This window comes from Pseudomonas sp. P20, from assembly GCF_016463925.1.
Taxonomy (GTDB): domain Bacteria; phylum Pseudomonadota; class Gammaproteobacteria; order Pseudomonadales; family Pseudomonadaceae; genus Pseudomonas; species Pseudomonas aeruginosa.
The window spans coordinates 299,554-318,148 of the sequence record NZ_JAEMVM010000003.1; the positions used below are offsets into that span (position 1 = coordinate 299,554).

Annotated in this window: 19 protein-coding genes; 12 read left to right on the forward strand and 7 right to left on the reverse strand. The window is 67.4% G+C overall.

Going from position 1 to position 18,595, the window contains the following annotated elements; translation table 11 throughout:
* Nucleotides 1-77: 77 nt before the first annotated feature.
* Entirely contained in the window at nt 78-536 is a 459-nt protein-coding gene (locus JHD77_RS05595; RefSeq protein WP_003101587.1) for a c-type cytochrome, read from the forward strand.
* A 191-nt stretch (nt 537-727) separates the two neighbouring features.
* On the opposite strand, the gene JHD77_RS05600 is transcribed toward JHD77_RS05595, so the two are convergent.
* Entirely contained in the window at nt 728-1,147 is a 420-nt protein-coding gene (locus JHD77_RS05600) for a DUF1090 domain-containing protein (protein WP_003101589.1), read from the reverse strand.
* A gap of 249 nt (nt 1,148-1,396) precedes the next feature.
* Here JHD77_RS05600 and JHD77_RS05605 point away from each other — a divergent pair, with 249 nt between their 5' ends.
* The gene (locus JHD77_RS05605; RefSeq protein WP_003101591.1) at nt 1,397-2,365 is read left to right on the forward strand and encodes an alpha/beta hydrolase family esterase; all 969 of its coding nucleotides are present in this window, start codon (nt 1,397-1,399) and stop codon (nt 2,363-2,365) included.
* 3 nt (nt 2,366-2,368) lie between these two features.
* On the opposite strand, the gene JHD77_RS05610 is transcribed toward JHD77_RS05605, so the two are convergent.
* Nucleotides 2,369-3,112: a metallophosphoesterase gene (locus tag JHD77_RS05610; protein WP_023089506.1), complete on the reverse strand. Its 744-nt coding sequence runs from the start codon at nt 3,110-3,112 to the stop codon at nt 2,369-2,371.
* A 204-nt stretch (nt 3,113-3,316) separates the two neighbouring features.
* Here JHD77_RS05610 and JHD77_RS05615 point away from each other — a divergent pair, with 204 nt between their 5' ends.
* Complete coding sequence (locus JHD77_RS05615) at nt 3,317-4,621, forward strand: ferredoxin reductase family protein (protein WP_031756021.1); 1,305 nt, start codon at nt 3,317-3,319, stop codon at nt 4,619-4,621.
* 56 nt (nt 4,622-4,677) lie between these two features.
* On the opposite strand, the gene metK is transcribed toward JHD77_RS05615, so the two are convergent.
* Together metK and JHD77_RS05625 are read right to left on the reverse strand one after the other, a co-directional pair.
* A complete protein-coding gene (gene metK / locus JHD77_RS05620; protein WP_003084948.1) occupies nt 4,678-5,868 on the reverse strand; it encodes a methionine adenosyltransferase in 1,191 nt (396 codons plus the stop codon).
* A gap of 15 nt (nt 5,869-5,883) precedes the next feature.
* On the reverse strand, nt 5,884-6,885 hold the full coding sequence (locus JHD77_RS05625; protein WP_003113231.1) for an ArsR/SmtB family transcription factor: 1,002 nt from the start codon (nt 6,883-6,885) through the stop codon (nt 5,884-5,886).
* A 246-nt stretch (nt 6,886-7,131) separates the two neighbouring features.
* On the opposite strand from JHD77_RS05625, the gene tkt reads away from it, so the two are divergent.
* Both tkt and JHD77_RS05635 read left to right on the forward strand, forming a co-directional pair.
* Nucleotides 7,132-9,129, forward strand: a complete 1,998-nt coding sequence (gene tkt, locus JHD77_RS05630) for a transketolase (RefSeq protein WP_031756019.1) — start codon at nt 7,132-7,134, stop codon at nt 9,127-9,129.
* Nucleotides 9,129-10,193: a hypothetical protein gene (locus JHD77_RS05635; RefSeq protein WP_003101600.1), complete on the forward strand. Its 1,065-nt coding sequence runs from the start codon at nt 9,129-9,131 to the stop codon at nt 10,191-10,193. Before tkt ends, JHD77_RS05635 begins: the two co-directional genes overlap by 1 nt.
* Here JHD77_RS05635 and otnI read toward each other — a convergent pair.
* The gene (gene otnI / locus JHD77_RS05640; RefSeq protein WP_003113230.1) at nt 10,174-10,971 is read right to left on the reverse strand and encodes a 2-oxo-tetronate isomerase; all 798 of its coding nucleotides are present in this window, start codon (nt 10,969-10,971) and stop codon (nt 10,174-10,176) included. The two genes, JHD77_RS05635 and otnI, sit on opposite strands and share 20 nt — an antisense overlap.
* 214 nt (nt 10,972-11,185) lie before the next feature.
* On the opposite strand from otnI, the gene epd reads away from it, so the two are divergent.
* The 6 genes from epd to JHD77_RS05670 all read left to right on the forward strand — a co-directional run bounded on the left by epd (nt 11,186) and on the right by JHD77_RS05670 (nt 15,922).
* Nucleotides 11,186-12,247 carry an erythrose-4-phosphate dehydrogenase gene (epd, locus tag JHD77_RS05645; RefSeq protein ID WP_003084958.1) on the forward strand — a complete coding sequence of 354 codons (1,062 nt, stop codon included), beginning with the start codon at nt 11,186-11,188 and terminating at the stop codon, nt 12,245-12,247.
* A gap of 5 nt (nt 12,248-12,252) precedes the next feature.
* Nucleotides 12,253-13,416, forward strand: coding sequence for a phosphoglycerate kinase (locus JHD77_RS05650; RefSeq protein WP_023105713.1), 1,164 nt, complete (start codon nt 12,253-12,255; stop codon nt 13,414-13,416).
* Nucleotides 13,417-13,488: 72 nt separating this feature from the next.
* A complete protein-coding gene (locus JHD77_RS05655; RefSeq protein ID WP_003084961.1) occupies nt 13,489-13,689 on the forward strand; it encodes a hypothetical protein in 201 nt (66 codons plus the stop codon).
* A 159-nt stretch (nt 13,690-13,848) separates the two neighbouring features.
* Complete coding sequence (locus JHD77_RS05660) at nt 13,849-14,190, forward strand: MliC family protein (protein ID WP_003113229.1); 342 nt, start codon at nt 13,849-13,851, stop codon at nt 14,188-14,190.
* Between the two features lie 119 nt (nt 14,191-14,309).
* A complete protein-coding gene (fba, locus tag JHD77_RS05665) occupies nt 14,310-15,374 on the forward strand; it encodes a class II fructose-bisphosphate aldolase (RefSeq protein ID WP_003084964.1) in 1,065 nt (354 codons plus the stop codon).
* A gap of 65 nt (nt 15,375-15,439) precedes the next feature.
* Complete coding sequence (locus JHD77_RS05670) at nt 15,440-15,922, forward strand: hypothetical protein (protein WP_003113228.1); 483 nt, start codon at nt 15,440-15,442, stop codon at nt 15,920-15,922.
* Between the two features lies 1 nt (nt 15,923).
* Here JHD77_RS05670 and JHD77_RS05675 read toward each other — a convergent pair whose 3' ends face one another.
* Nucleotides 15,924-16,349 (reverse strand): YybH family protein, encoded by a 426-nt coding sequence (locus JHD77_RS05675; protein WP_003101606.1) that lies wholly within the window; start codon nt 16,347-16,349, stop codon nt 15,924-15,926.
* 229 nt (nt 16,350-16,578) lie between these two features.
* Here JHD77_RS05675 and JHD77_RS05680 point away from each other — a divergent pair, with 229 nt between their 5' ends.
* Complete coding sequence (locus JHD77_RS05680) at nt 16,579-17,346, forward strand: class I SAM-dependent methyltransferase (protein WP_003101607.1); 768 nt, start codon at nt 16,579-16,581, stop codon at nt 17,344-17,346.
* Here JHD77_RS05680 and JHD77_RS05685 read toward each other — a convergent pair.
* Complete coding sequence (locus tag JHD77_RS05685) at nt 17,343-18,521, reverse strand: NAD(P)/FAD-dependent oxidoreductase (RefSeq protein WP_003117945.1); 1,179 nt, start codon at nt 18,519-18,521, stop codon at nt 17,343-17,345. The genes JHD77_RS05680 and JHD77_RS05685 overlap by 4 nt on opposite strands.
* Between the last annotated feature and the right edge of the window lie 74 nt (nt 18,522-18,595).

Consider the following 18,595-nt stretch of genomic DNA (forward strand, 5'->3'; position numbering starts at 1 on the left):
CGCGGCTCTGGATCAATCGGCGGTGGCGGCGGATAATCCGCCGCTTCCGTGATCGACCCTGAAAAAAGAGCCTTGCCATGAAGCTGAAGTCCCTGCTCGTCGTGCTGCTGGCCGGCGTCGCCCTGAGCGGCTGTCACCGTATGGATCCCAATTCGCCCGAGGCCAAGCGCCAGGCGATCTTCAAGGAAATGCTACGGACCAGCGAGGACATGGGCGGGATGCTCCGCGGACGCCTGCCCTTCGACGCGGAGAAGTTCCGTGCCGGATCGGCGAAGTTGCACCAACTGGCCGACCAGCCCTGGCAGTACTTCCCCAGTCCCAAGGCCGGCAAGGAGGGCGAGGACACCCGCGCCAAGGACGAGGTCTGGCAGCGCCAGCAGGAGTTCAAGGCCGCCACCCAGGTCTTCATCGACGCGATGAACCGTCTCCAGGACAACACCCGCCAGGCCACGCCGACCCCGGATGGCGTGCGCAAGGACTTCGCCGCGGTGGAAGACGCCTGCGAAGCCTGCCACAAGAAATTCCGCGCGCTCTGAGGCCGGACCGGGCGTTATACGCCGTGCCTGGAAGGCGCGAGGGGTAGGGCGAATGAGCGCTGGCGCTCATCCGCCGTTGCGGCAGCGCTGGGCGGCACCTGGTGTCCCGCTGCGGCGCGGATGGCGGATAACACCATGGGCGTCATACGCCTTGCGTGGGAGGCGCGAGGCGTAGGGCGGTACCTGGTGTCCTACTGCGCCTGGGCCTGTTCCAGGCCTTTCTTGGCCTCTTCCAGTTCGGCGCGGGCCTCGGCCAGCTTGGCCTTGCGTTTCTCGATCTTCTCCGGATCGCCCTTGCCCATGGCCTTGCGCAAATCCTTCTCGCGTTCGCTGACCTCGCGCTCGCTGTCGATCACCTTCTGCTTGTTCTCCCTCAGCAGGCCGGCTTCGGTGCAGTGTTCCTTGACCTCGGAGAGGGCCTTTTCCAAGCCGGCCACCTGGCCTTCGTTGGCGAACGAGCGGGCCGTTTCCAGCTTCGCCTCGATGGCGGCCTGCTTGGCGGCGCAACCGCTGAGTGGGGCGCCTTTGGCGGCGCCCGGCTGGGCGGCAGAGAGCGGCAGGGCGACGGCGAGCAGCAGCCCGGCCAGCGGCAGTGAAGGACGAATGGACATCGGTTGGCTCCTTGATCGAACGGCCGGTGCGGTTGCCGGACGACGGCTCGGCCGAGCGTCCTGGCAGGCGGATGAGGCAGGCGGCAGCCGGCGTGACAAAGGCGCAAGTGTGCCAGCAAACGGCACGGTTGTGGTTGTCCGGGAGCAAAGTACGCCGCCCCGGGGTCTCTGGAGAAGGGCCATGGTTCGGGCATTCCGGCACAACCCGGCCTAACGTTGTCCGAAGACACCGAGAACGGGAGAACCGCGATGCGTACGCTGATCCGCCTGGTTCGCACGCTTATCCTGCTGCTGGTCCTGGCGCTGCTCGCCGGCGCCTGGTGGTGGTTGCAGGACGAGGCCCTGCGCCCCCCCGCGCTGGCCGGCCACAGCGAGGACTCGAGTCTGAAGGTCGCGGGCCTGCGCCGGCATTACCTGCTCTACGTGCCGCCGGGCGTGTCCGAGGGAGCGCCGTTGCTGGTGGTGCTGCACGGCTCACGGGGCGACGGCGCGCAGATGCGCCGCATCAGCGGCTACGGCTTCGACCGGCTGGCGGCGCAAGAAGGTTTCCTGGTGGCCTACCCGGACGGCTTCGAGGGCCACTGGAACGATTGCCGCAAGGCCGCCAGCTATTCGGCGCGGCTGCGTGACGTCGATGACGTGGCTTTCCTCCGCGCGCTGGTGGCGCGGCTGGCCCAGGAATACCGCGTCGATTCGCAGCGGGTATATGTCGCCGGCTACTCCAATGGCGGCCAGATGGCTTTCCGCCTGGCCGCCGAAGCGCCGGGGTTGCCGGCGGCGATCGCAGCGGTGGCGGCGAGCCTGCCGACCACGGGGAACGATGCCTGTCGGCCGGTCGAGCGGCCGACCGCGGCGTTGCTGATCAACGGCACGCGCGATCCGATCAATCCCTATCTCGGCGGCAAGGTCAGCCTGTTCGGCTTCGGCGACCGGGGCGCGGTACGCTCGACCCTGGACTCGGCACGCTGGTGGGCCGGCCTGAACGGCATCGCAGCGCCGCCGGACGTGGCGCCGCTGACCCGTCCCGGCCCGGTCTGGACCGAGCGACAGCGCTGGCAGGAAGACGGCCATCCGCCGGTGGAGCTGCTCAGCGTGCATGGCGGCGGCCACGTGCTGGCGCAGCCGGACTATCGCTTCCCGCGGATTCTCGGCAAGAGCGACCCGGAACTGGACGCGCCAGTGGAAATCTGGCGCTTCTTCAGCCAGTTGCCGCGCTGAGGCTCAGACCTCGAAGACGAATTCCGGACGGAACCCGCCTCTCTCGTGGGGATAGCCGCCCGGATTGGCCAGCACCCGTGCCCGGCCGATGCGGTAGTCGAGGGCGTCGTGGACGTGACCGTGCAGCCAGTAGTCGGCCTGCGCCACCAGTTCGTCGAGGTTGGAAGCGAAGGCTGGCGACAGTGGGTTGCCGACGAACTGCGGCGGGATCGACAGCGCACTGGGCGCGTGGTGGCTGACCACCAGCGTCGGGCCGTCGTGGGGCCGCGCCAGCTGTTCGGCGAGCCAGTCGCGCGAGGCCTGGTGCAGGGCGATGCTCTGCTCGGGGGTGAAGTCGCCACCGAACCAGTCGATGCAGCTGAAGTCCGGCATCGATTGTAGGGCCAGCTCATGGGCGGGCGCATAGCCGTCCGCGCCATAGAGCTGGAAGTCGGTCCACAGGGTGGCGCCGAGGAAGCGCGCCGGGCCGATCCGCGCTTCGTCGTTTTCCAGGAAGTGGATCTCCAGCGCCCGGGCGATATTGCGCATCGCCTGGGTCAGGTCGGTCATTTCCGAGGAGTAGAACTCATGGTTGCCGGCGACGTAGACGATCTCGCTGTCGGCGAAGGTCTCGCGGGCCCAGTGCAGGCCTTCCAGGTGGCTGTGGATATCGCCGGCCAGCACCACCACGTCGGCCTCGAGCTCTGGCAGTTGGCGTCGCCCGTCGAAATGTTCGTGGTGGAGGTCGGACAGCAGGCGGATCTTCATGGCACGGCTCGGCGGTAGGCGCGGCGGACCAGCATAGCTCCGCCCACCCCGGGGTTGAAGGCCGACAACGATTGACGCAGGTCATGGCTGTGCGGGAAAACCTCGCTGGCCTCGCTAATTCCCCCATGAAGTTAAGGGACAATTAAGACTGGACGCGCAGGGTTCATTCCAGCGATTCGCGCGTTCTGTCGGGGAGTGGTGCCAATGAAACTGTTATGGGGAGTTCTCGCCGCCGCGCTGGCGGCCTGGGGCCTGACGCTGGCCGTCGATCCGCCGGCGAGCCTGGATATCTGGGTGGTGCGCAAGCAGGCGATCCTGCTTACCGGGGTAGCGTCCTTCGCCCTGATGTCGTTGATCATGCTGCTGGCGGTGCGTCCGGTCTGGCTGGAGAAGCCGCTGGACGGGCTCGACCGCATGTACCGCCTGCACAAGTGGGCGGGCATCCTGGCCATCGTCCTCGGCCTGTTGCACTACCTGCTGGAGTTGGCCGGCCCCTGGCTGGCGGATATCGTCGGCAAACCGGTGAAAGGCCCGCGGGTGGAAACCTTCCTCGATGTCTTCCGTGGCTCGGCCAAGGAGTTGGGTGAATGGTCGGCGTGGATTCTCGGCGGGATGCTGCTGATCACTCTCTGGCAGCGCTTCCCGTATCACCTCTGGCGTTATGTGCACAAGGCGTTGGCCCTGGTCTACCTGGTACTGGCCTTCCATTCCGTGGTGCTCGCCCCGGCCAGCTACTGGAGCCAGCCGGCCGGTTGGCTGGTGGCGGCCTGCGCACTGCTCGGTTCGGCCTGCGCACTGTTGTCTCTGAGCGGGCGGATCGGTCGCACGCGTCGCCATGCGGGCGTGGTCACCGCCGTCGAGCGGCACGGCGAAAGCCTGCTCGAGGTGACCTGCCGGCTGCAGGGCGACTGGTCGCACAGGGCCGGGCAGTTCGCCTTTCTCACCTGCGACCGCCTGGAGGGTGCCCATCCGTTCACCATCGCCAGCGCCGACCGCGGCTGCGGCGAGGTGCGCTTCAGCATCAAGGCGTTGGGCGACTACACCCGGCGCCTGCAGGACAACCTGGAGGTCGGCGCCAGGGTCGAGGTGGAGGGGCCATACGGCTGCTTCGACTTCCGCCGTGGCCTGGCCGGGCGGCAGGTCTGGGTCGCCGCCGGGATCGGCGTGACGCCGTTCATCGCCTGGCTGGAGTCGCTGCAGGCCGTGCCGGAAAGCGCGCCATCGGTGGAGCTGCACTATTGCGTGCGCAATTCCCAGGAAGCGCTGTTCGCCGGGCGCTTGCGCGAGCTTTGCGAACACCTGCCCAGCGTGACCCTGCACATCCGCTATAGCGACGAGCAGGGCAAGCCGCAGGCGGCGCAACTGGGCGTGCTGAAGAGCGCCGAAGGACGCTGGCCGAGCGTCTGGTTCTGCGGTCCGCAGGGGCTGGCCGACAGCCTGCGCCGCGATCTGCGCCGGCAGGGCATGCCGCTGCGGCTGTTCCACCAGGAAGCCTTCCGCATGCGCTGAGCCTGCCGGAAAGGAAAAAGCCCCGCCGAAGCGGGGCTTTTTCATCGCGCGGTCGCTCAGAGGCCGGCGGCGTCGCGCAGGAGAGCGGCCTTGTCGGTCTTCTCCCAGGTGAACGCGGTGAAGGTATCGCCGTCCACGGTCAGCTCGAACGGATGACGACCGAAGTGGCCGTAGGCCGCGGTCGGCTGGTACATCGGGTGGAGCAGGTCGAGCATCTTGGTGATCGCGTACGGGCGCAGGTCGAAGTGCTCGCGGACCAGTTGCACGATCTTCTCGTCGCTGACCTTGCCGGTACCGAAGGTGTTGATCGAGATCGAGGTCGGCTGGGCCACGCCGATGGCGTAGGAAACCTGGATCTCGCAACGCTCGGCGAGGCCGGCGGCGACGATGTTCTTCGCCACGTAGCGGCCGGCGTAGGCGGCGGAGCGGTCGACCTTGGACGGGTCCTTGCCGGAGAACGCGCCGCCGCCGTGGCGGGCCATGCCGCCGTAGGAGTCGACGATGATCTTGCGTCCGGTCAGGCCGCAGTCGCCGACCGGGCCGCCGATCACGAAGTTGCCGGTCGGGTTGATGTGGAACTGGGTGTCCTTGTGCAGCAGCTCGGCCGGCAGCACCTGCTTGATGATCAGCTCCATCACGCCGTCGCGCAGGTCGTTATAGGAGACTTCCGGGTTGTGCTGGGTGGACAGCACCACCGCATCGATGCCGACCACCTTGCCGCCTTCGTAGCGGCAGGTCACCTGGGACTTGGCGTCCGGGCGCAGCCATGGCAGCAGGCCGGACTTGCGCGCCTCGGCCTGGCGCTCGACCAGGCGGTGGGAGAAACAGATCGGCGCCGGCATCAGCACGTCGGTCTCGTTGCTGGCGTAGCCGAACATCAGGCCCTGGTCGCCGGCGCCCTGGTCTTCCGGCTTGGCCCGGTCGACGCCCTGGTTGATGTCCACCGACTGCTTGCCGATGATGTTCAGCACGCCGCAGGTGGCACCATCGAAGCCGACGTCGGAGCTGTCGTAGCCGATGTCGATGATGACCTTGCGCACCAGCTCTTCCAGGTCGACCCAGGCGGAGGTGGTGACTTCACCGGCGATGATCGCCACGCCGGTCTTGACCAGGGTTTCGCATGCCACGCGAGCGTACTTGTCCTTGGCGATGATGGCGTCCAGCACCGCGTCGGAGATCTGGTCCGCGATCTTGTCCGGATGGCCTTCGGACACGGACTCGGAGGTGAAAACGGAATATTCGCTCATCAATCGGTTCCTACATTACCGGTGGGTGAGGCGGCTTTCGGATGCATCCCTGGCGAAGTGCCGGACCTGGATCTGGAAGCCATTGCGTAAACCAATGTAAAGACTCTCGCCGGGCGTGAGCCCTGCGGCGTCGGCCCACTGGGCCAGGTCCTCCTGTTCGAAACCCAACCAGAGGTCGCCGCAGGCCTCCCTGGCCCAGCCCTGGTTGTGCCGGCACAAGTCCGTCACCAGCAGGCTGCCGCCCGGATGGACCAGGCGGGCCAACTGTTTCAGCGCCTCCGCCGGCGCGGCGAAGTGGTGCAGGACCATGTTCAGCACCACGCAATCGGCCGGTTCGGCGGCGTCCTGCAGGGCATCGGCCAATTCCAGGCGGACGTTGCCCAATCCTTCTTCCTTGCAGCGCTGGCGCGCCAGTTCCAGCATCGCCGCGCTGTTGTCCAGCGCCGTGACCTGGCGGAAACGCCTGGCGAGTTCCGGCAGGAATCCGCCGTCCCCCGGGCCGACCTCCAGCGCCGTGGCGCCGGGGGCGAAGGCCAGTGCGTCGAGCAAGGCCAACACGCTCTCACGGTATTGCGGCAGTCCTGCGATCAGGTCCTGCTGGGCCTGGAATTTGTCCGCCGCGCGGGCGAAGAAGTCCTGGCTGACCGCCGCGCGCTGGGCGTGCACGGCATCGATCCGCGCCCGCACGTCGTCGGGTAGCGCCCGTTCGTCCACTTCCTCCAGCAGCGCCGCGTGCAGCGCGCCGCCGGTGCGTTCGGCCAGGGGCAGCGAACGTCGGTAGAAGATCGCGTTGCCCTCGCGGCGCGTCGCCACCAGCCCGGCCTGGGCCAGCACCTTGAGGTGGTGGCTCATGCCCGACTGGCCGATGGCGAAGATCTGCGCCAGCTCCAGCACGCCGAACGAATCGTTGGCCAGGGCGCGCAACACATTCAGTCGCAGCGAGTCGCCAGCCGCCTTGCACAGCGCGGCGAGCGGGTCGTAGTCGTCTGGTCGTATCGAAGGCACGCGAAGGCTCATGGAGGCGCAGTCTAGTACCGGGTCCGAACCCCGGCAATGCCTGTATCAAAAATTTTTGATATTGATGACGGGTGGCCGTCGCGCAATTGCAATCCGGCTGCGCCAGGCTTCTGGCAAAACCGGTCGGCAGCGACATACTGTCCCCCTGCCGATCTGTCATTGCCCCTTGGGCCTTCGGTGGGCGAAAATGGCGCCCTTTTTTTCACTCCTGGTCTTCCGACCAGCAACCCCCGTAGGAGAATTGCGATGCCCAGCCGTCGTGAGCGAGCCAATGCCATCCGTGCACTGAGCATGGATGCCGTGCAGAAAGCCAACAGCGGCCACCCGGGCGCCCCGATGGGCATGGCCGATATCGCCGAGGTCCTCTGGCGCGACTACATGCAGCACAACCCGAGCAACCCGCAGTGGGCCAACCGCGACCGCTTCGTGCTGTCCAACGGCCACGGCTCGATGCTGATCTACTCCCTGCTGCACCTCACCGGGTACGACCTCGGCATCGAGGACCTGAAGAACTTCCGCCAGCTCAACTCGCGCACCCCGGGCCACCCGGAGTACGGCTACACCGCCGGCGTCGAGACCACCACCGGTCCGCTCGGCCAGGGCATCGCCAATGCGGTGGGCATGGCGCTGGCGGAGAAGGTCCTGGCCGCCCAGTTCAACCGCGACGGCCACGCGGTGGTCGACCACTACACCTACGCCTTCCTCGGCGACGGCTGCATGATGGAAGGCATTTCCCATGAGGTCGCCTCGCTGGCCGGCACCCTGCGCCTGAACAAGCTGATCGCCTTCTACGACGACAACGGCATTTCCATCGACGGCGAAGTCCACGGCTGGTTCACCGACGACACCCCGAAGCGCTTCGAGGCCTATGGCTGGCAAGTGATCCGCAACGTCGACGGGCATGACGCCGACGAGATCAAGACCGCCATCGATACCGCGCGCAAGAGCGACCAGCCGACCCTGATCTGCTGCAAGACCGTGATCGGTTTCGGCTCGCCGAACAAGCAGGGCAAGGAAGAGTGCCACGGCGCGCCGCTGGGCGCCGACGAGATCGCCGCGACCCGCGCCGCGCTGGGCTGGGAGCACGCTCCGTTCGAGATCCCGGCGCAGATCTACGCCGAGTGGGACGCCAAGGAAACCGGCGCCGCCCAGGAAGCCGAGTGGAACAAGCGTTTCGCCGCCTACCAGGCTGCCCATCCGGAACTGGCCGCCGAATTGCTGCGCCGCCTGAAGGGCGAGCTGCCGGCCGACTTCGCCGAGAAGGCCGCGGCCTACGTCGCCGATGTTGCCAACAAGGGTGAGACCATCGCCAGCCGCAAGGCCAGCCAGAACGCGCTGAACGCTTTCGGCCCGCTGCTGCCGGAGCTGCTCGGCGGTTCCGCCGACCTGGCCGGCTCCAACCTGACCCTGTGGAAGGGCTGCAAGGGCGTCAGCGCCGACGACGCTGCCGGCAACTACGTGTTCTACGGCGTGCGCGAATTCGGCATGAGCGCGATCATGAATGGCGTCGCCCTGCACGGCGGTTTCATTCCCTACGGTGCGACCTTCCTGATCTTCATGGAATACGCGCGCAACGCCGTGCGCATGTCCGCACTGATGAAGCAGCGCGTGCTCTACGTGTTCACCCACGACTCCATCGGCCTCGGCGAGGACGGCCCGACCCACCAGCCGATCGAACAACTGGCCAGCCTGCGCCTGACCCCGAACCTGGACACCTGGCGCCCGGCCGACGCGGTCGAGTCGGCGGTGGCCTGGAAGCATGCCATCGAGCGTGCCGACGGTCCGTCCGCGCTGATCTTCTCTCGCCAGAACCTGCCGCACCAGGCGCGCGACGTCGCCCAGGTGGCCGACATCGCCCGCGGCGGCTACGTGCTGAAGGACTGCGAAGGCGAGCCGGAACTGATCCTGATCGCCACCGGTTCGGAAGTCGGCCTGGCCGTGCAGGCCTACGACGAGCTCAGCGAGCAGGGCCGCAAGGTCCGTGTGGTATCGATGCCATGCACCAGCGTCTACGAGCAGCAGGACGAGTCCTACAAGCAGTCCGTGCTGCCGGTGGAAGTCGGCGCGCGCATCGCCATCGAGGCCGCCCATGCCGACTACTGGTACAAGTACGTCGGTCTCGACGGGCGCATCATCGGCATGACCAGCTTCGGCGAGTCGGCGCCGGCCCCGGCGCTGTTCGAGCACTTCGGCTTCACCCTGGACAACGTCCTGGCGGTGGCCGAGGAGCTGCTGGAAGACTGATGCACACGCTCTACTGGCGGGACCTCGAAAGCCCCGCCAATGGCGAATGGCTGGGCCTCGCGGTCCAGGTGGAGGGCGCCCATCGGGCGCCCTCTTTCCTTCATCTGCAATCCGGCGGCCAGGCCCGCATTCGCCTGATGCGTGGCGATCAGCCGCTGCTCTGGGCCACCCAGTTGCCGTACCACGATGGCATCTGGCTGGTGAAGAGCCTGGTCGCGGCGAGCCCGGCGCAGGCCAGCGTGCCGCCCATCGACTCGCCGACCCTGGAAGCGTTGCGCGGCCTGCGCGGCGAGGCCCGCTACAAGGCCTGGAGCCGCTATTTCGTCGAGACCCTGCGTACCAGCCCGGGCAGTTGCCTGGAGGCCGGGCGCTGGTTGCTGCGCCTGTCGCTCGCCGAGCAGGTGCCCGCCTGGCAGCCACCGCAGAGCCACGATCCGCGCGAACGGGTGCTGGAACGCTGGCGCTACCGCAGCGTCGGGCGCGACGCACTGTTGCCGGACTGGCGCTTCTACAGCCTGGAGAAGGTCCTCGACGACGACTGGGTGCAGTGGCTCGACTGGTGGGGGCGCGACAACGACGCCCTGATCGCCCTGCGCCGGGTCGAGGATGACGAGGGGCGGGTCAAGTGGTGGCGCAAGAAGGCCCGCGAAGGCGAGCTGCCGCCGGTGCTGGCGCTGCGCCTGAACTGCCTGGATGCCTGCGTGATCCTCGATGGCCACTGCCGGCTGCGCGCCGGCCTGCTGGAGAACGTCGCGCCGGAGATCCTGGTGCTCTGTGCCTACGACGAGCAGCCGATGCCGGTGGATACGGCGCAGCGCGAACGGGTGCTGCAATCGCTGGCGCAGCGGGTCGACGCGCCGGTGCGCCGTGGACGCCGGCCGCTGGATAGCGAACAGCTCAACCAGGTGCTGCTGCGCCTGTTCGACGACCGTCCCTGGCCGCGAGTGCTGACCCGTGCCCGCGCGGTGCTGAAGGAAGAACAGTGGTGCGCGGAAGTGCGCGACTGGCTGGCCGCCCGCGAGCGTCTGGACGCGCTGGAGCCGATCATCCGTCGCGTCGAGTAGCGCGCCAGCGCCGCAGCCATTCCAGGCCTGCCGAGGTGTCGCCGCGCGGACGGTACTCGCAGCCGATCCAGCCCTGGTAGCCGAGCCGGTCGAGTAGCTCGAACAGGTAGGGGTAGTTCACTTCGTTGTCGTCATCCGGCTCGTGGCGGTCGGGTACCCCGGCGATCTGGACGTGGCCGATATTGCCGATGTCGCGACGCAGGGTGGTGGCCAGGTCGCCCTCGACGATCTGGCAGTGGTAGCAGTCGAACTGTACCTGCAGGTTGTCCGCGCCGACCTCGCGGCAGATGGCCTGGGCGTCGTCCTGGCGGGTGAGGAAGAAGCCCGGCATGTCGCGGTTGTTGATCGGCTCTATGAGCACCGTCAGCCCGGCGCCGGCGGCCTCGCGGGCGGCATGGGCGAGGTTGTCGAGGTAGGTCTCGCGGTGGCGGATGCGGTCGGCGCCGGCCGGTAGCAGTCCGGCCATGACATGGATGTGGCGGTTGCCGAGGACCTGGGCATAGTCGATGGCCTGGGCGATGGCGCGGCGGAATTCGGCCTCGCGCCCCGGCAGGCTGGCCAGGCCGCGCTCGCCCTTGTCCCAGTCGCCGGGTGCGGCATTGAACAGCACCTGGCGCAGGCCGTGGTCGTCCAGCCGGGCCTTCAGTTCGGCCGCAGGGTAGGCATAGGGGAACAGGTACTCCACGCCCTCGAAGCCGTCCGCGGCGGCGGCGGCGAAGCGTTCGAGGAAGTCGTGGCGGGGGTAGAGCATGCTGAGGTTGGCGGCGAAGCGGGGCATCTGGCGCTCCTGGCGGTCGGTGGATGCGGGCGAGCCTTGCACAACGGAACGCGGTCGCGCCAGCCAGGTGTCGCATGAATCGTTTCAGCGCCTGCACGCGAGCCGTCGCCGCGGCGCACGCCGCGCCGCGCGGGTCGCGGACGGTTCCCAGGCGGGCCCATCCCCCGCATAATTGGCGCCTTTCACTGGCCCCTTGCCGGAGCTATCCCTGCCGATGTCCACCCCGCCTTTTCGCGTCGCGCTCAATGGCTATGGCCGTATCGGCCGCTGCGTCCTGCGCGCGCTGCACGAGCGCCCGGAGCAACTGGGCTTCGAGATCGTCGCGCTGAACGACCTGGCCGACCAGGCCAGCGTCGAGTACCTGACCCGCTTCGACTCCACCCATGGCCGCTTTCCCGGCGAAGTGAAGGTCGACGGCGACTGCCTGCACATCAACGGCGATTGCGTGAAGGTGCTGCGTAGCCCGACTCCGGAGGCCATCGACTGGCAGGCGCTGCGGGTCGACCTGGTGCTGGAGTGCTCCGGCCAGTACACCAACCGCGCCCAGGCCGAGCGTTTCCTCCGCGCCGGCGCGCCGCGGGTGCTGTTCTCGCAGCCGATGGCGAGCGAGGCGGACATCGACGCCACCATCGTCTATGGGGTCAACCAGCAGGACCTCAGCGGCCGCGAAACGCTGGTCTCCAACGCCTCCTGCACGACCAATTGCGGGGTGCCGCTGCTCAAGCTGCTGAACGAGGCTATCGGCCTGGAATACGTGTCGATCACCACCATCCACTCGGCGATGAACGACCAGCCGGTGATCGACGCCTACCACCATGAGGACCTGCGCCGTACCCGTTCGGCGTTCCAGTCGGTGATCCCGGTGTCCACCGGTCTGGCGCGCGGCATCGAACGCCTGTTGCCGGAACTTGCCGGGCGCATCCAGGCCAAAGCCATACGCGTGCCCACGGTGAACGTCTCGGCGCTGGACATCACCCTGCAGACTTCCCGCGACACCTCCGCCGCCGAGATCAACCGGGTGCTTCGCGAGGCTGCCGAAAGCGGCCCGCTGCGCGGACTGCTGGCTTATACCGAGCTGCCGCACGCCAGTTGCGATTTCAACCACGACCCCCATTCGGCCATCGTCGATGGCAGCCAGACCCGCGTTTCCGGGCCTCGCCTGGTCAACTTGCTGGCCTGGTTCGACAACGAATGGGGATTCGCCAACCGTATGCTCGACGTCGCCGGACACTACCTGCGCGCCGCCGTGCCTGATCAACAAGTACCCAAGGACTGATTGTCATGACCGTGTTGAAGATGACTGACCTCGACCTCAAAGGTAAGCGCGTGCTGATCCGCGAGGACCTCAACGTGCCCGTGAAGGACGGCCAGGTGCAGAGCGATGCACGGATCAAGGCCGCCCTGCCGACCCTCAAGCTGGCCCTGGAGAAGGGCGCGGCGGTGATGGTCTGCTCGCACCTGGGCCGTCCGACCGAGGGCGAGTTCTCCGCCGAGAACAGCCTGAAGCCGGTGGCCGAGTACCTGTCCAAGGCCCTGGGCCGCGAAGTGCCGCTGCTGGCCGACTACCTCGACGGCGTCGAGGTCAAGGCGGGCGACCTGGTGCTGTTCGAGAACGTGCGCTTCAACAAGGGCGAGAAGAAGAACGCTGACGAGCTGGCGCAGAAGTACGCCGCACTGTGCGACGTGTTCGTGATGGATGCCTTCGGTACCGCCCACCGCGCCGAGGGGTCGACCCACGGCGTGGCCAGGTTCGCCAAGGTCGCCGCCGCCGGCCCGCTGCTGGCCGTCGAACTGGACGCGCTGGGCAAGGCGCTGGGCAACCCGGCGCGGCCGATGGCGGCGATCGTCGCCGGCTCCAAGGTTTCCACCAAGCTCGACGTGCTGAACAGCCTGGCCGGCATCTGCGACCAACTGATCGTCGGCGGCGGCATCGCCAACACCTTCCTCGCCGCGGCCGGACACAAGGTCGGCAAGTCGCTGTACGAGGCCGACCTGATCGAGACCGCCAAGGCCATCGCCGCCAAGGTCAAGGTGCCACTGCCGGTGGACGTGGTGGTGGCCAAGGAATTCGCCGAGAGCGCCGTGGCGACCGTCAAGGCCATCGCCGAGGTCGCCGACGACGACATGATCCTCGACATCGGCCCGCAGACCGCCGCGCAGTTCGCCGAGCTGCTGAAGACCTCGAAGACCATCCTGTGGAACGGTCCGGTCGGGGTGTTCGAGTTCGACCAGTTCGGCGAGGGCACCCGTACCCTGGCCAATGCCATCGCCGATAGCGCGGCGTTCTCCATCGCCGGCGGCGGCGATACCCTGGCGGCGATCGACAAGTACGGCATCGCCGAGCGGATCTCCTATATTTCCACCGGTGGCGGCGCGTTCCTCGAGTTCGTCGAGGGCAAGGTCCTGCCGGCCGTGGAAATCCTGGAGCAGCGCGCCAAGGGCTGACGCAGACGGGGCAAACCATTCGCCGTCCTCGGGGGTCACACCTTTGAGGACGACGAAAAAAGGAGGTGCCCCATGCGTTCCGTAACCTTGCCACTCCTGATGTTCTGCCTGGGCCTGGCCGCCTGTAGCGGCGATGGCGGTCGACGCCCGAGCACCTGCGAGGTGATCAGTCCGCCGGACGTGATGGTGCCGACCGAGCAGAACCGCCAGCGGGTCGAGCAGCAGAGCAGCGGCGATCCGACCGCCGGACAAAAGCCGGTGGAATGCCCGTAGTGCTTTTCTGCCAGTTTCTACGGAAAGGGCTGGGGATTCGCCAGCGTACGCAGTAGCATTGCGCCTTTCCTGTGACAGGCAAGGCCAGCCGGCCGCCGCGCGGGCCGCTTGCGGCCCGGCGAGGTGCGGCGGAGCGTTCCGCACGGATGGAGGATGGACATGAACTACTCGCGTATCGCCCTGTTCGGCGGCTTCGCCGCCGCGGCGCTGCTGGCCGGCTGCTCCGCTTCCTCCGGCAAGCCGGGCGGCAAGGACTGGACCCGCTGGACCTGCGACAGCAAGGCGGTGATCGAATGGCGCTATATCGATGGCAGCAAGAACATCGTCGACCTGCGCCTGAAGGACGAGGACGACGTGGTCCACCACTTGGAGCAGGAACCTGCGGCCGTCGGCGCTTTCTATAGCGACGGACGCCTGGGCTTCCACCTGGAGAACGACGAAGGCCTGGTGTACTGGGTCGAAACCGACGACCTCATCGGTCGCGGTTGCAAGGCGCGCTGAGTCGCGCCGGCAGGGGCGCGGCGCCGCGACCGCTCCTCGCAAGGAACTTGAACCGGGCCTGCCCCTGCGGCAGGCTTCTGAATCACTGAACGACCCCGCGATTGGGAGATACGAGAACCATGGCACTCATCAGCATGCGCCAGATGCTGGATCACGCCGCCGAATTCGGCTACGGCGTGCCGGCCTTCAACGTCAACAACCTCGAGCAGATGCGCGCCATCATGGAAGCGGCCGACAAGACCGATTCGCCCGTGATCGTCCAGGCTTCCGCCGGTGCTCGCAAATACGCCGGCGCGCCCTTCCTGCGCCACCTGATCCTCGCCGCGATCGAAGAATTCCCGCACATCCCGGTGGTCATGCACCAGGATCACGGCACCAGTCCCGACGTCTGCCAGCGTTCCATCCAGCTGGGCTTCAGCTCGGTGATGATGGACGGCTCCCTGCGTGAAGACGGCAAGACCCCTGCCGACTACGACTACAACGTCCGTGTGACCCAGCAGACCGTGGCGTTCGCCCATGCCTGCGGCGTGTCCGTGGAAGGCGAGCTGGGCTGCCTGGGTTCCCTGGAAACCGGCATGGCCGGCGAGGAAGACGGCGTCGGCGCGGAAGGCGTGCTGGACCACAGCCAGTTGCTGACCGATCCGGAAGAAGCCGCCGACTTCGTGAAGAAGACCAAGGTCGACGCCCTGGCCATCGCCATCGGCACCAGCCACGGCGCCTACAAGTTCACCAAGCCGCCGACCGGGGACACCCTGTCGATCCAGCGCATCAAGGAAATCCACGCGCGCATCCCGGACACCCACCTGGTGATGCACGGCTCTTCCTCGGTACCGCAGGACTGGCTGGCGATCATCAACGAGTACGGCGGCGAGATCAAAGAGACCTACGGCGTGCCGGTCGAGGAAATCGTCGAGGGCATCAAGTACGGCGTGCGCAAGGTGAACATCGACACCGACCTGCGCCTGGCCTCCACCGGTGCCATCCGCCGCTTCCTGGCGCAGAACCCGAGCGAGTTCGACCCGCGCAAGTACTTCTCCAAGACCGTCGAGGCCATGCGCGACATCTGCATCGCTCGCTACGAAGCCTTCGGCACCGCCGGCAACGCTTCCAAGATCAAGCCGATCTCCCTGGAAGGCATGTTCCAGCGCTACGCTCGCGGCGAGCTGGATCCGAAGGTCAACTAAGCGCCTTCGTTCGAACGGGAGCCCCGCTGGTCGGGGCTCTTGCACATCCGCCCCGGGGAAATCCGATGCGCCGCTGGCTCCTTACCCTGCCGTTCCTGCTGCTGGCCGGTTGCGCTGGCCTGCACGCGCCGTCCCGCGACGTCGAGGAGGCCGCGTCGCCGAGCGTAGCGCGCGATCCCGCCGACCCGCAGGATTGCCTGGCGCGCAGCGACTGCACGACCAAGACTTCGCGCACCCTGCTGTTCGTCTTCGACTATGCAGAGGCCGGCGGCGAACTGGTGGTGCGCGACGGCCGCCAACTGGAAACCCCGCCGGCGCCGCAACGCTCCACCTGGCCGGCGTTGCGCATCCAGCTGGCCGAGCCGGTCAACGGTCGCTTCGAGTTCGAGAGCCCCTGCCTGCGCAAGAGCGGCAAGGGTTGCCGCTACAGCCAGGCTATGCTGCTGAAGGTCTACCGCAGCTACCTGGTCGGCAAGCCTTGCTCGCTGCTCAGTCCTCGCGCAGTGAAACGCTGCGTCGACCCGGCGGCGACCGCCGCGCGGCGCTGAGTCAGGGCTGCAGGTCGAACAGCGCCTTGCCGTCCATGTCGAACGGCGCCGAGAAATGCTCGTGGATCACCTTCCAGCCGTCGCCGTGCTTGCGGTAGCCGGCGCTGACCCGCATCCACGAGGAGTGCGGCTGGCCGTCCGGGCCGGTGCCGCCGCAGTGGCAGAGGTAGTGGGCGAAGGCGACCTGCGGGTCGGCATGGATCTGCAGTTCGGCGATATCGAAGGTCATCGGTCCTTTGCACATCTCGGTGCAGGCCTGCCAGTGCTTCTGGTAGGCGTCGCGCCCCTTGAATTGCAATTGCAGGATGGCGTCGAAGGCGACGATGTCCTCCGCGTAGTACGAGACGATGCGCGGAACGTCGCTGGCGCGGACGGCGGCTCGCCAGTCTTCGATCAATTGGCGGATGGCGCTGACTTCGCTGCTCATGGCTGACTCCTGGTTGTGGCGGGGGACGCCGGCGTGTGCCGGGATGCTTTTACCCTGGTCGTCGGGTGGGCCTTCGGATCGACAATAGCCTCTTCCCCGAGAGGTCCACGAAGCCCCTGACCAATGGCTGCGAGCCACGCCGCGCAAGGCTTTGAACCGTTCGTCTGGAATTCGTGGGAAAACCGCTGTGCTATACCTCGGGCTTTCCCTGCCGCCCAGGAGGTCCCTCATGTCGTCCGTACACAGCGCCGCCCAGCAAGGTTTCAGCGCCGAGGCCCAGCGTTACGCCCAGGGCCGGCCCGAGTATCCGGAAGCGCTCTCCGACTGGTTGCGCGATGCCCTTGGCCTGCGTCCGCAGACCGTCGCGGTGGACCTCGGCGCCGGCACCGGCAAGTTCACCCGCCTGCTGGCCCGTACCGGCGCGCGAGTGGTCGCGGTGGAACCGGTGGATGCGATGCGCGCCCAGCTTGCCGAAGCCTTGCCGCAGGTCCAGGCGCTGGCCGGTAGCGCCCAGTCGATTCCGCTGGCCAACGGCTTCGCCGACGCCCTGGTGTGCGCACAGGCCTTCCATTGGTTCGCCACCGTGGAGGCGCTGGAGGAAATGCGCCGCGTGCTGACGGCGGAAGGCAGGCTGGGGCTGGTGTGGAACGTGCGTGACGAGTCGCTGGATTGGGTCGCCGAGATCACTCGCATCATCACCCCCTACGAAGGCGACGCGCCGCGCTTCTACAAGGGCGACTGGCGTCGGCCGTTCGAGCGCGCGCCCTTCGGACCGCTGCGCTTGTCCACCTTCGCCTACGAGCATGTCGGCCCGCCGGAGCAGGTGATCGTCTCGCGCTTCCTTTCGGTGAGCTTCATCGCCGCCTTGCCGGAGACGGAAAAGAACGCCGTGGCGGCGCAATTGCGCGAGCTGGTCGCCAGCCATCCGGCGCTCAAGGGGAGGGAGCAGGTAGCGCTGCCCTATCGCACCGAGGCCTATCTGGCCGAGGCGCGCTAGGCGTACTGCCCCGCCGCATAACCCGAGGCCCAGGCCCACTGGAAGTTGAAGCCGCCGAGGTGGCCGCTGACGTCCAGTACTTCGCCGACGAAATACAGCCCCGGCGAGCGCTGCGACTCCATGGTCTTCGACGACACTTCGTCGGTGCTCACCCCGCCCAGGGTCACTTCCGCGGTGCGGTAGCCCTCGGTGCCCGAGGGCGTGACCCGCCAGGCCGAAAGCTGCCCGGCGATACCCGCCAGTTCGGCCGGGGTGTACTGCTTCATCGGCTTGGAGACGAACCAGCGGTCGGCCAGCAGTCCGGCGAGCTTCTTGGTGAATAGCTCGGCGAGCAAAGTCTTCAGCTCGCTGTTGGGACGCTCGCGCTGTTGCTGCGCCAGCCATTCGTTGGCGTCGTGGTCCGGCAGCAGGTCGATTTCCAGGGTATCGCCCGGTTGCCAGTAGGAGGAAATCTGCAACATCGCCGGGCCGCTGAGGCCGCGATGGGTGAACAGCAGGTTCTCGCGGAACGCCTGGCCGTTGCAGCTCACCCGGCAATCCACGGAGGTGCCGGAAAGCTCGGCACACAGCTCCTTCAACTGGTCGGTGATGGTGAACGGCACCAGCCCGGCGCGGGTCGGCAGCACCTCGTGGCCGAACTGGCGCGCCACCTGGTAGCCGAAACCGCTGGCGCCGAGGGTCGGGATCGACAGGCCGCCGCTGGCGATCACCAGCGACTCGCAGCGCATCTCGCCGGCGCTGGTACGCAGGCGGTAGCCGGCGTCGTCGCGGGCGATCTCTTCGATCGAGGTGTCCAGCAGGATTTCCGCTCCGGCCTCGGCGCATTCGCGCAGCAGCATCTCGAGGATGTCGCTGGACTTGTTGTCGCAGAACAGCTGGCCGAGTTTCTTCTCGTGGTACGGCACCTGGTGCTTGGCCACCAGGCCGATGAAGTCCCACTGGGTGTAGCGGGCCAGCGCCGACTTGCAGAAGTGCGGGTTGCGCGAAAGGAAGTTGGCCGGCTCGGTGTACAGGTTGGTGAAATTGCAGCGCCCGCCGCCGGACATGAGGATCTTCTTGCCGGCCTTGTTGGCGTGGTCGAGTACCCGCACGCGGCGCCCGCGCCCGGCCGCCGTCATCGCACACATCAGCCCGGCCGCCCCGGCGCCAACGATCAGCACATCTGTACTTGCCACTGTCCCACTCCGCTCATCGGAAACGGCGCGCATATTACCCGAAGCGGCGGTCGGCCGCCGGAGCTCCCGACGCG